Source organism: Winogradskyella epiphytica, from assembly GCF_003217215.1.
Lineage (GTDB): Bacteria > Bacteroidota > Bacteroidia > Flavobacteriales > Flavobacteriaceae > Winogradskyella > Winogradskyella epiphytica.
The window spans coordinates 913,367-927,099 of record NZ_QJTD01000001.1 but is presented as its reverse complement, the minus strand read 5'-3'; the positions used below and the strand labels follow the sequence as shown (position 1 = coordinate 927,099).

Annotated in this window: 8 protein-coding genes and 1 tRNA gene; 6 read left to right on the top strand and 3 right to left on the bottom strand. The window is 33.3% G+C overall.

What is annotated here, in order from left to right; genetic code table 11:
• Positions 1-15 precede the first annotated feature (15 nt).
• Complete coding sequence (locus tag DFQ11_RS04080; RefSeq protein ID WP_110474516.1) at positions 16-1,914, top strand: amidophosphoribosyltransferase; 1,899 nt, start codon at positions 16-18, stop codon at positions 1,912-1,914.
• A gap of 531 nt (positions 1,915-2,445) precedes the next feature.
• Here DFQ11_RS04080 and DFQ11_RS04075 read toward each other — a convergent pair.
• Positions 2,446-3,054: a superoxide dismutase gene (locus DFQ11_RS04075; RefSeq protein WP_110474514.1), complete on the bottom strand. Its 609-nt coding sequence runs from the start codon at positions 3,052-3,054 to the stop codon at positions 2,446-2,448.
• Between the two features lie 115 nt (positions 3,055-3,169).
• Between DFQ11_RS04075 and DFQ11_RS04070 the strand changes: the two genes are divergently transcribed.
• From DFQ11_RS04070 to DFQ11_RS04050, 5 genes are all read left to right on the top strand, one after another.
• Positions 3,170-6,301, top strand: coding sequence for a UvrD-helicase domain-containing protein (locus tag DFQ11_RS04070; protein ID WP_110474512.1), 3,132 nt, complete (start codon positions 3,170-3,172; stop codon positions 6,299-6,301).
• Positions 6,302-6,340: 39 nt separating this feature from the next.
• Entirely contained in the window at positions 6,341-7,534 is a 1,194-nt protein-coding gene (gene kbl / locus DFQ11_RS04065; protein WP_110474510.1) for a glycine C-acetyltransferase, read from the top strand.
• A 137-nt stretch (positions 7,535-7,671) separates the two neighbouring features.
• On the top strand, positions 7,672-9,069 hold the full coding sequence (locus DFQ11_RS04060) for an OmpA family protein (protein WP_110474508.1): 1,398 nt from the start codon (positions 7,672-7,674) through the stop codon (positions 9,067-9,069).
• A gap of 63 nt (positions 9,070-9,132) precedes the next feature.
• Positions 9,133-11,892, top strand: a complete 2,760-nt coding sequence (locus DFQ11_RS04055) for a PD-(D/E)XK nuclease family protein (protein ID WP_110474507.1) — start codon at positions 9,133-9,135, stop codon at positions 11,890-11,892.
• Positions 11,892-12,731, top strand: a complete 840-nt coding sequence (locus DFQ11_RS04050; protein ID WP_110474505.1) for an alpha/beta hydrolase family protein — start codon at positions 11,892-11,894, stop codon at positions 12,729-12,731. Before DFQ11_RS04055 ends, DFQ11_RS04050 begins: the two co-directional genes overlap by 1 nt.
• Positions 12,732-12,760: 29 nt before the next feature.
• Here the strand turns inward: DFQ11_RS04050 and DFQ11_RS04045 are convergent.
• Both DFQ11_RS04045 and DFQ11_RS04040 read right to left on the bottom strand, forming a co-directional pair.
• A tRNA-Ala gene (locus tag DFQ11_RS04045) sits at positions 12,761-12,834 on the bottom strand.
• 67 nt (positions 12,835-12,901) lie between these two features.
• Positions 12,902-13,699: a universal stress protein gene (locus DFQ11_RS04040; RefSeq protein WP_110474503.1), complete on the bottom strand. Its 798-nt coding sequence runs from the start codon at positions 13,697-13,699 to the stop codon at positions 12,902-12,904.
• Between the last annotated feature and the right edge of the window lie 34 nt (positions 13,700-13,733).

Genomic DNA, 13,733 nt, shown 5'->3' with positions numbered 1-13,733 from the left:
TGCGGATAAACAATTATGAGTGACGCTTTAAAACATGAGTGCGGAATTGCACTTATTAGACTTTTAAAACCATTAGAATACTACAAGGAAAAGTATGGTAGTGCTTTTTATGGTGTTAATAAAATGTATTTAATGATGGAAAAACAGCATAATCGCGGTCAAGATGGTGCTGGATTTGCAAGTATTAAATTAGACGTTAAACCTGGTGAGCGCTATATAAGTAGAGTACGATCTATTGCACAGCAACCTATACAAGATATTTTTGCTCAAATCAACGAACGCATAAACGATGAGTTGACTAAGAATCCGCATTACCAAGATGATGTTGCCTTACAAAAACAGAACATTCCATATATAGGAGAAGTATTATTAGGGCATGTTCGTTATGGAACTTTTGGTAAAAACAGCGTAGAAAGTGTTCATCCGTTTTTAAGACAAAACAATTGGATGCACAGAAATTTAATTGTCGCTGGTAATTTTAATATGACGAATGTCAATGAACTTTTTGATGACCTCATAAGAATTGGTCAACATCCAAAAGAGAAAGCTGACACCGTTACTGTTATGGAAAAAATCGGACATTTTTTAGATGATTCCGTTGGTAAAATTTATAAAGACCTTAAAAAAGAAGGTTATAGTAAAGTGGAATGCTCACCTTTAATTGCAGAGCGTTTAAATGTTGCTAAAATCTTAAAAAGAGCTGCAAAAAACTGGGATGGTGGTTATGCAATGGCTGGCTTATTGGGTCATGGTGATTCTTTTGTATTAAGAGACCCTTCTGGAATTCGACCAACTTATTATTATAAAGATGATGAAATTGTTGTAGTTGCTTCAGAGCGTCCGGTAATTCAAACTGTTTTTAATATTCCATTTGAATCCGTAAAAGAATTAAAACCAGGCCACGCTATCATTACTAAGAAATCTGGAGAAACTAAAATAAAGAAAATTTTAGAGCCTTTAGAACGAAAAGCCTGTTCTTTCGAACGCGTCTATTTTTCGCGTGGTAGTGATGCTGAAATCTACAAAGAACGAAAAATGCTAGGAAGACTGATAATGCCTAAAGTTCTTGAAGCCATAGACTATGATACCAAAAATTCAGTATTTTCATATATTCCTAATACGGCAGAAACGTCATTTTTTGGAATGATTGAAACTATTGAAGACTACCTAAATGAAAAGAAAACAAACTCTATTCTTGCAGGAAACGGTAAACTATCTGCTGAAAGGGTTACGGAAATTTTAGCAGAAAGACCAAGAATAGAAAAAATAGCAATTAAAGATGTTAAACTTAGAACCTTTATTACTGAAGATAGTAGTAGAGATGATTTAGTAGCGCATGTTTACGATGTTACTTACGGCGTTATTAAACCAAAAGATAATTTAGTAATTATCGATGATAGTATTGTAAGAGGTACAACGCTTAAGAAAAGTATTATTAAAATGATGGACCGATTAAACCCAAAGAAAATAGTCGTGGTTTCTTCTGCTCCTCAAATACGTTATATTGACTGTTACGGAATTGATATGGCCAACCTTGATACTCTTGTTGCTTTCAGAGCAGCATTAGAATTATTGAAAGACAACAACCTATATCATATTGTAGAAGAAGTTTACGAGAAATGCCTGAAACAGGTCAATATGAAAGATAAGAATGTCGTAAACTACGTCAAGGAAATTTACTCCAACTTTACAAATGAGCAAATTTCTGATAAAATTTCAGAAATGTTAAGTAGTGAAGATATAAACGCCGAGGTGAAAATCATTTTTCAACCAGTAGAAAACTTACATAAGGCTTGTCCGGATAATTTAGGTGACTGGTATTTTACAGGTGACTATCCAACAGCTGGAGGAAACAGAGTTGTTAACAGAGCCTTTATTAATTTTTATGAAGGTAAAAACGAAAGAGCTTATTAGATTTAAATTGGCAAAAAAACACTTTGTCCGAAAAAGCAAGCTCATTATCAAAGATTTATGCATTTCATCTATTATTTGCATGTTATTTAATAAATTAAATATACATTGGTACTACCATAACATAAGTAGGTTAAGTTCATGGTAGATTTGGGGCAAAAAAAGGTGAACTTCTGTTCACCTTTTTTTATGCTCTATTATTAAGTATTAGTGCATTAGATCACTCCTTACTCAACAAAGCTCTTCATCTTAGTTTTGTATGAAAAACGTCACTTTTCACTCTTAGACTAATAAATACGTCGTTTATCCATAAAATTCATTATTTAACTTATGGTCCACTTATATTTGAGCCACCATAACATAAGTAGGTTAAGTTTATGGTAGATTTGGGGCAAAAAGGATGAACATCTAGTTCATCCTTTTTCATTTTATATCTACAAAAGTAGGCCTCTCATTTTATTATGAATTGATTTTAAGGCATAAAAAAATCCGAGCCTTTTAAGACTCGGATTTTTACTTTATTTACTTAAGCTATTATTTTGCTTCAGCATAACGTCTTTCAACTTCATTCCAGTTAATTACATTAAAGAAAGCTTCAATATAATCTGGTCTTCTGTTTTGGTAATTTAAATAATAAGCATGCTCCCATACATCTAAACCTAAGATAGGTGTACCACCACAACCAATTCCTGGCATTAATGGGTTATCTTGGTTTGCAGAAGAACAAACTTCAACTTTTCCACCTTTGTGCACACATAGCCATGCCCAACCAGAACCAAACTGTGTAGCCGCTGCTTTAGAAAAAGCATCTTTAAAGGCATCAAAAGAACCGTAAGCTGCCTCAATAGCATCTTTTAACTCTCCAGATAAACGTCCTTTTCCTTCTGGATTCATAACTTCCCAAAATAATGAGTGATTATAAAATCCGCCACCATTATTTCTAACAGCCTTATTATCCATATCTAAGTTAATAAGAATGTTTTCTATAGTTTTTCCATCTAAATCTGTTCCTTTTATTGCAGCATTAAGATTGTTAGTGTATCCTTGATGGTGCTTAGAATGATGAATCTCCATTGTACGAGCATCAATATGTGGTTCTAAAGCATCATATGCATATTTCAATTTCGGTAATTCGAAAGCCATAATATTTATATTTTTAATTGGTTAATAAATTGTTTCTACCCAAAGTTACAATTTTGTACGTAATATATTCTTAATAAACTATTAAGATTACCTATTTTGGTATAAAAAATATCTCTTGCAAAATTCAGCCTTTCAAATTTACAATGCTTCTGCTGGTAGTGGAAAAACGTTTACACTAGCAAAAGCCTATTTAAAAATTTTAATTCAATCAAATAGCTACAATCAATTCAAGTCTATATTGGCTATAACCTTCACTAACAAAGCTGTTGGAGAAATGAAGGAGCGAATTGTAGATATGCTAAAGTCTTTCTCTTCAGAAAAAAGTCTTACGGATCCACACCCAATGTTTGTAGCTATTTGCAACGAATTAGATATAGATCCAAAACATCTACATGATAAATCTAAACATATCCTTAATCATATTATTCACAATTATGGAGCGTTTGATATTTCGACGATAGATGGATTTACACATCGTGTTATAAGAACTTTTGCGCACGATTTAAAATTACCCATCAACTTTGAAGTCGAATTAGATCAAGAACGACTTTTAAATGAAGCTGTAGATAGTCTTATCGCTAAAGCTGGAAGCGACAAAACACTTACCAAACTTTTGGTTGATTTTGCCATAGAAAAAGCAGATGACGACAAAAGCTGGGATATTAGTTTCGATTTTAATAAAATTTCAAAATTATTAGTAAATGAAAATGATCTATTCGCTATTCAAACTTTAAAAGAAAAATCTTTAGATGATTTTAAAGCATTAAAAAAGCAATTAGCATTAGACGTAAAAGAAACAGAAAGTAGTCTTGTTAATACCGCGAATTTGGCTTTGACATTAATAGACGAAGCCAACATAGATCACAAAGCCTTTAATAGGAGCTCTCTGCCAAATTATTTTATAAAGTTAAGCACAAAACAGAATCCAACTAGTTTTGATTCTGCTTGGCAAACTGCTCTCGTTGAAGGTGGAAAATTATATCCTGGACGAATTAAAGGAGACGACGCAGCAACTATAGACAATTTACAACCACGTTTAGCGGAAGCTTTTTTGGAAACTAAAGCACTTTTTTATAAACTACAACTCAAAAAAGGGCTTTATAAAAACATCACACCACTTTCTGTTTTAACTGCTATTAAAAACGAGTTAGACAAGTTAAAAGCAGATCAAAATAAAATGTTGATTTCAGAATTCAACACAATTATTAGTCATGAAATTAAAAACCAACCGACACCCTTTATTTATGAACGCTTAGGTGAAAAATTCAAACATTTCTTCATCGATGAGTTTCAAGACACCTCTAATCTCCAATGGGAAAACTTAGTACCCCTACTTGACAATGCACTTTCAACAGTTAAAGGTTCTGCTATGCTGGTTGGCGATGCTAAACAAGCCATTTACAGATGGCGAGGCGGAGAGGCTGAACAGTTCATAAAACTTTATAATAAGTTCGATAACCCCTTTCAAGTTGAAGCGGATGTATTAGCTTTAGATACCAATTATAGAAGTGCAAAAGCAATTATTGAATTTAATAACGCCTTTTTCGATTATTTAAGTGAGAACGCGTTTAGTGAAACCGCTTATGCTGAGTTGTATAAAAATGCAAAGCAAAATACGCATAGTGCTTCAGAGGGCTATGTAAACATTGAGTTTTTGGATATTCAGAAAGAAGACGATAAAGATGAAATGTATACAACTTCGGTCTTAGAAACTATCAAGCAATGTCAAGAAAACGGTTATCCATTAGATGATATTTGTGTTTTAGTAAGACGAAAAAAAGATGGAGTGGCCATTGCTAATTTCCTCAATGAAAATGGCATTAAAATCACATCGTCTGAAACTTTACTTTTAAAAAATTCAGATAAAGTTAATTTCATTAATTCACTTTTAGCATTACTAATACAGCCCGAAAATGACAGCTTAAAAGTTGAAGTTCTTTCCTATTTGGCAACACAAAAAACTATTGAAGATAGACATCTCTTCTTTACCACCTATCTCAAGAAGAATCTCGACGAAATGTTTTCTGCTCTGCAAAAATTAGAGATTTATATTGACAGAAAAAATTGTCTTCAATTACCATTATACGAATTAGTGGAACACCTTGTTAGGATTTTTAATTTGAATGAGGTCTCTGATGCTTATCTGCAATTTTATTTAGATGTTGTGTTAGAGTTTACGCAAAAGCAAAATTCAGATTTATCGGCATTCATCAATTATTTTGAAAAAAAGCAAGATAGTTTAAGCGTAGTTACGCCCGAAAACATGAACGCTGTGCAAATTATGACCATTCACAAATCGAAAGGTTTAGAATTTCCTGTCGTTATATTCCCCTATGCAGATTTAGATATATATAATGAAATCGAGCCTAAAGTTTGGTATCCAGTTGACCCAGAAAAACACAATGGCTTCAATTTACTACTTCTTAATTACAAGAAAGAAATCGAGTTCTATAGTGACAACGGAACTCTAATATATAACACTCATAATTCACAATTAGAATTAGATAATATCAACTTGCTATATGTGACATTAACACGTGCCGTGGAACAACTGTACATAATATCTAAACTACAAGAAAGTACAAAAGGAGAAATAAAAAAGAAATCCTATGCTGGTCTATTAATGAACTTTTTACAATACCATAATAAATGGACTGAGGGGCAATTAAACTACAGTTTTGGCACTTTGAATTACAATAATAATAAGTCGGAAAAAGAAACGCAATCGAAACCTCTGAATTTTATATCTGTACCTAAGGAAGCACATAACCTTAATATCGTTACTAAATCCGGATTACTATGGGACACACAACAAGAAGCCGCTATAGAACGCGGGAATTTAGTGCATTTAGTACTTTCAAAAATTAAAACAATAGAAGATTTAGACCATGCGTTTAGCGAATTAATTATTTCAGGAGAAATAACAAAAGACCATACTGTAGCATTAAAAACTTTAGTATTAAAGGTTATAGAACATCCAAAATTGGCCGAATTCTATAAAGATGGTTTTAAAATTTTTAACGAACGTGATATCATTACCCATTCAGGTCAACTCTTACGACCAGATCGATTAAATGTGAACTTAAAGAATGAAGCTGTCATTATTGATTATAAAACTGGTGATGCTAAAGCCTTTCACGCTAATCAGCTTAATGATTATGAGCTCGTATTAAATCGTATGAATTTGAAGGTAACTCAAAAACTATTAGTTTATATAAATGATACTATTGAAGTTCTTGAAGTCTAATTTTCATAGTATCTTTGTTAAATAACCAATATTAATATTATGTACGGAGATATTAAATATCATTTACAGGAAGAAATAGAATCTATTAAAGACGCTGGGCTTTATAAAGAAGAAAGAATTATCACATCACCTCAAGGTGCTGAAATAACCTTAAATACAGGTCAGAAGGTTTTAAATTTCTGCGCCAATAACTACCTAGGTTTATCATCACATCCAGATGTAGTTCAAGCCGCTAAAGACACTTTAGATTCACATGGTTTTGGAATGTCATCTGTAAGATTCATTTGTGGTACTCAAGATATCCATAAAGAGTTAGAACAAAAGATTGCAGATTTTTACGGTACAGAAGATACCATTTTATATGCTGCTGCTTTTGATGCAAATGGCGGTGTATTCGAACCATTATTAACTGCAGAAGATGCCATAATTTCCGATTCATTAAATCATGCCTCTATTATAGATGGTGTAAGATTATGTAAAGCGGCGAGATATCGTTATCAAAATAATGATATGGCCGATTTAGAAAAACAACTAATTGCTGCAAATGAAGCAGGTGCTAGATTTAAAATTATTGTAACTGACGGTGTATTTTCTATGGATGGCTTATTAGCTCCATTGGATAAGATTTGTGACTTAGCAGATAAGTATGATGCTATGGTTATGATTGACGAATGTCACGCAACAGGATTCATTGGAGAAACAGGAATCGGAACACTTGAAGAAAAAGGTGTACTTGGTCGAATCGATATCATTACCGGAACCCTAGGAAAAGCTATGGGTGGTGCTATGGGAGGGTATACAACTGCAAAAAAAGAAATTATCGAAATCTTACGCCAGCGTTCTAGACCATATTTGTTTTCAAATTCTTTAGCTCCAGCAATTGTAGGCGCGTCAATCAAAGTTTTTGACATGCTTAAGAATGATACAACTCTTAGAGATAAGTTAGACTGGAATACAAAGTATTTCAAAAAAGGAATTAAAGAAGCTGGGTTTGATATTGTTGACGGTGACTCTGCCATTGTGCCTGTAATGCTCTATGACGCCAAACTTTCTCAGAATATGGCGAACAAACTTCTAGAGGAAGGTGTTTATGTAATAGGTTTCTTTTACCCAGTGGTACCTAAAGATAAAGCAAGAATAAGAGTACAACTATCTGCTGCACACACAAAGGAACAACTTGATAAGACCATCGCAGCTTTCATTAAGGTTGGAAAGGAATTAAATGTTATCTGATATGATTTTAAAGTTGACTCAATCGCTCTAATTTAGGGCATTATAACAATAATTTTATATATTTGCCTTTGTTAATAAAGTATAACAACTTACTTTTGCAGATAATTAACACTTAAAAACTAAAAATTAATTAGAATATGAAAAATCTTAGCAGATTATTTTTTGTCGCAGTGCTTATCGCGAGCTTTAGCACATCTAACGCTCAAGACAAGAACAATCCATGGGCTATTACTATTGGAGCCAATGCAGTTGACTTCTACCCAGTAGGAGAAGATGCACCACAAGGAGAGTTTCTTGATGAATACTTCAACTTAGAAGATCATTGGAATATCTTCCCATCTCTTTCTACAGTATCAGTTTCAAGATACCTTAGTGATGGTTTTACCTTTACTGCGAAAGGTTCTATAAATAAAATTGACAAATTTGGTTCAAACTCTAACCCAATGACTGGTGAAGAGACAACTAACAAAGTTGACGATTTAACTTACTATGGTATTGACGGTAGAGTTTCTTACAGTTTTATGAATGTAATTAACTCAAAAACAATCGATCCTTACTTAGGAGTAGGTGGTGGTTACACTTGGTTAGATGACATAGGAGCTGGTACTTTAAACGGTACTTTAGGTTTCAAATTTTGGTTATCTGAAAACTTAGGCCTTGATGTACAGTCTACTTACAAGCACGCTTTCGAAGACTACTTACCAAAGCATTTCCAACATTCAGTTGGACTTACTTTCAAGTTTGGTGGTGTTGATACCGATGGTGACGGTGTTTACGATCATGAAGACGCTTGTCCAGAAGAAGCTGGTTTAGCAATCTTTAACGGTTGTCCTGATACTGACGGTGATGGCATCCAAGATTCTAAAGATGATTGTCCTAACACTCCAGGTTTAGCTGAATTTAACGGTTGTCCTGATACTGATGGTGACGGTGTAATGGATAAAGATGATAAATGTCCAAACACTCCAGGTTTAAAAGAATTAGCTGGTTGTCCAGATTCAGATGGTGACGGTGTTGCTGATGTTGATGACAAATGTCCTAACGAAGCAGGTCCTGTAGCTAACAACGGATGTCCTTGGCCAGATACTGACGGTGACGGTGTATTAGATAAAGACGATAAGTGTCCTAATGAAGCTGGTACTGTTGCTAATCACGGTTGTCCAGAAGTTAAGCCAACTGAAGAAGTTATGGAAACATTAAATAGCTACGCAAGAACTATTTTATTCCAAACTGGTAAAGCTAGTTTCCAAAAATCAGCTGATCAAGTATTACAAGCAATGGTTGCAATCTTTAAAGATTACCCAGAAGCTAACTTCTCAATCGAAGGTCATACTGATAGTGTAGGTTCTAAATCAAGTAACTTAGCGTTATCTGACAGAAGAGCTAATGCTGTAAGAGATTACTTAATCGCTAACGGAATTAAAGCTGAAAGATTAACAGCTAAAGGTTACGGTGAAGATAATCCTATCGCAAACAACAAAACTGCAGCTGGAAGAAAAGAAAACAGACGTGTAGAGGTGAAGTTGAAAAACTAATCACATCTAAAATATAATTCAGAAAAACGCTCCGATATTCGGGGCGTTTTTTATTTTTATAATATGACAACTTTTATAAAATCCGTACTAGTAGATCTTCAAAAGAAACAACTCAACTTAGAAGAACTCATATTTATACTTCCTAGTAAACGAGCTGGTGTATTTCTTAAACATCACCTTTCAACTTTATTAGACCAACCTATCTTTGCTCCAGAAATTCAAAGTATCGAAGAGTTTGTTGAAGACCTCTCTGGGTTGAAAAATATTCCAAATACAGACTTAATATTTAAGCTCTACGAGACGTATAAAAACAATACTCATAGTCAAGATCTAGAGCCCTTCGAGTCTTTTTCAAAATGGGCTCAAATATTATTACAAGACTTTAACGAAATAGATCGCTATCTTATACCTCAAGAACAAATATTTGATTACCTCAGCGATATAAAGGAACTCGACCATTGGTCACTCGAGGCCAATCAAACAGAATTGATTAAGAATCATTTAAAGTTTTGGAAGCATCTAAAAAACTACTATGCTGAATATTCCGAAAGTCTTATACAATCTAAACAAGGCTATCAAGGACTTATCTATAGAGAAGCTGCTAAGGGAATAGAAAACTATATTCAACTTTCACAAAATAAAACCCATGTGTTTTTAGGGTTTAACGCCCTCAATACCGCTGAATCAGAAATTATTCAAAGTTTATTAGAAAATAATCGTGCCCATATTTATTGGGATATAGATAAATCATTTATTGATGACCCCATTCATGATGCCGGTTGGTTTACAAGACAACATCGAACACAATGGAACTATTTCAATACACATCCATTTAATTGGACAACTTCATTGTATACCGAGCCAAAAAATATCCAAGCTATTGGAATTCCCAAATTAGTAGGGCAGGCAAAATATATTGGGCAATTGTTAGAAGATCTTACTAAAGACGAAACCAATTTATCTAATATTGCCGTTGTTTTAGGTGAAGAACACTTATTACTTCCAGTTTTAAATTCTATTCCTGAACACATAACTAAACTCAATGTCACCATGGGACTGTCATTGCAGTTTGTACCATTGGCTTCATTTTTCGAACAACTCTTAACTTTACATAAAAACAATCCGGAGCATTTTTATTATAAAGATGTTATCGGGTTACTCTCACATCCTTCAATTTATCCTTTGTTCGAAACCAAAACCTCAAATATTTCGAATGAATTAGTAGCGCATATTCAGAAAAACAATTTAGTTTATATAAGTGTTAATGAACTAGAAACTTTATCGAAGTCTCATAAAGAACTTATCACCTTATTATTTCAATCTTGGAATAATAGTCCTACTCTGACTTTAAAACAGTGCTCAGACCTTATATTTAAGATGAAAGAGCACCTAGACACTAATAAACAACATAACGCATTAGAATTAGAGTATCTCTACCGATTTAATATATTATTCAATCAACTCTCTGAATTAAACAGTAAATACGACTACCTAAATTCTATAGATGCCCTACAAACTATCTATAGAGAGCTATTAAGTTCAGAAACATTAGATTTTAAAGGAGAGCCATTAGAAGGTCTTCAGATTATGGGAATGTTAGAGTCTCGTGTACTCGACTTTGAAACCGTCATCATAAGTTCTGTAAACGAGGGAATTCTACCTTCCGGAAAAACGAACAATTCTTTTATTCCGTTCGATGTAAAGATTGAAAACAAACTACCTACTTTTAAAGATAAAGACGCCGTATATACCTATCACTTTTACAGACTTTTGCAACGCGCGAAAAACGTCTATATTTTATACAATACAGAGATTGACGCCTTAAAAGGTGGTGAAAAAAGTAGATTTTTAACCCAATTAGAAATTGAAGGCATTCATGATGTTAAACACAGTATTGTTTCTCCAGAGGTTCCAATAATAGAAAAAAGTTTAAAACAAATCTCAAAAACTCCTCTAGTTATTGAACAATTGAAAACTCTTGCAGTAAAAGGTTTTTCTCCATCTTCATTAACTAATTATATCAGAAACCCTATGGATTTCTATTATGAAAAAGTACTTGGCATTAAAGAATTTGAAGAAGTAGAAGAAAACATCGCAGCAAACACCTTGGGCTCTGTTATTCATAATTCTTTAGAAGATTTTTACAAACCATTGGAGGGAGCTTTTTTAACTATTGAACACCTTCAAGGATTCAAAAGTCAGATAAAGCCAATGGTTACAAAGCATTTTGAAGACTTATACAATAAAGGCGGATTCTCTAAAGGGAAAAATCTCATCATCTTTGAAATTGCCCAACGTTATATTTTAAATTTTTTAAATCTAGAAATACAAAGCCTTAAAGAGGGTAATGAAATAAAAATCCTTTCTATAGAAGCAGATGAGGCCATTGAAATTAAAATAGAAGAATTAGACTTTCCTATTAAGATAAAAGGTAAGGTAGATAGGGTTGACATGTGTAATGGTATTACAAGGGTTATAGATTACAAATCTGGCAAGGTCTCACAGAACCAAGTTGAAATCGTTGATTGGGAAGACATCACTACAGATTATAAAAAATACAGTAAGCCATTTCAGATTCTGTGTTATGCCTATATGATGCGCCAACAGAACCAAATAGAATTACCTATTGAAGCCGGAATTATCTCTTTTAAAAATTTAAATGGAGGTTTTCTTAAATTTGGTAAAAAGGAAAAACCTGGAGGTCGTTTAAAAAACCAAATGATTACAGAAGAAACGCTTGACAATTTTGAGATAGAACTAAAAAAACTCATTGCAGAAATCTGTAATCCTGATACAAATTTTATTGAAAAAGAACTCGACTAATGCACATTGATAAAAACATAGTTTTAGAAAGAGAAGGAAAGAAACCAATTCTCATTGATACGTTTTATTCTAGAGAACGGACCAATCAACGTATCGTTATATTTTGTCATGGGTACAAAGGTTTTAAAGATTGGGGTTCATGGAATATAATGGCAGAACATATCACTAATACAGGATTTTGTTTTGTAAAATTTAATTTTTCTCATAATGGTGGTACGGTAGATAATCCTATAGATTTCCCTGACCTAGATGCTTTCGGAAACAACAACTATACAAAAGAGCTTGACGACCTCCATGATGTAATAGAATGGATTCAAATGCACTTTAAAACCAATTCTAATATAGACACCAACAAGATTTGTTTGATAGGTCATAGCCGAGGCGGTGGTATTGCTATTCTAAAAGCATCAGAAGACCCTAGAATTACTAATCTTATAACTTTAGCTAGTGTGAGTGATTTTGGGCGTCGCACTTCTACGATTGGCGATTTAAAAGAATGGAAAGAAACTGGTGTGAAATATATTTTGAATGGTAGAACCAAGCAGAAAATGCCACATTTTTTCCAATTTTATGAAGATTTTAAAGCGAATGAAAACCGTCTTCATATTGAATCGGCAGCAAAACGGATTAATATCCCTTGGTTAATTATTCATGGTTCAAAGGATACCTCTGTTAATCTAAGCGAAGCAGAAGAATTGCATCAATGGAATCCCAATAGCGAATTGAAAATTATTGAAAATGCAGATCATGTTTTTAATACGAAACATCCTTGGAACGATAAGAAACTATCTAAGGAATTGCAGTCTGTAATAAATACTATCACTGACTTTATTCCATAAAAAAAAGCGTGCTCTAAACACGCTTTTTGTGGAGAAGATCGGGCTCGAACCGACGACCTCTTGACTGCCAGTCAAGCGCTCTAGCCAACTGAGCTACATCCCCAAATATGCTTCAAATATAGACTTATTTAATAGAACTATTATCCTAAAAGACCATTTTGAAGAAGTTATTATTTCAATTCACTTAACACCAAAACGGGCATCGTCTTCGTATAAAAATCTTTCTTTAAAATAGTATCCTTTTCCCACAGCTTATTAAAAAATCCACGTTTGCGTCTTACTACGCATAATAAATCAGCTTCATTTTCTTTGTGATGCTCCAAAACAGCCATAAAGGTTGTAGGACTTTCGGTAATTTGAGTGGTTGAAATAATAGATTCTAATTCCTTATTTATTTCAAAATCTGACTCCTTATGATGTGGTGTTTTCACCAATAACAAGGTTACTACCGATTTAAAATGCGCTTTTATAGTTTTTAAAGGTTGTAAAACTCTGTCTTTTTTTATCAAAGCAGATTTAACAGCCATTAAAATATTAGAGTAGGGTTTAAATTCACAACCTTCAGGAACAATTAAAGCGGGAATATGAGTTCGCTTAATAATCTTACCTGAGGTTTTTCCTAAATACACTTCATCTTTAATTGAGTTAGTTCTAGGTTCTAATACCACTAAGTCTACCTCTAAATCCTGACAAACTCTTTCTAAGGTCTTAATTAACTTTCCCTTATAGGTCTTAGTATGCACCTCAACCCCTTCTGTGTTTATTGAAGCCACATGCTTTTCTAAAAAGGCTTTAGATTCTGCTTCTAAGATTTGATCAACCTTAATCATTGAACCTGCTTTACTATAAACATTATATATTTGAACCACAAAAACTTTAGCACTAATGGCTCTTGCAAAATCTATAGCATATTTTAAGTGCGATTGCGCATTAGTCGAAGTACCAACAGGAACTAAAATTGTTTTCATGTGCTAATATTTTTATTCATTACAAGGTTAATCC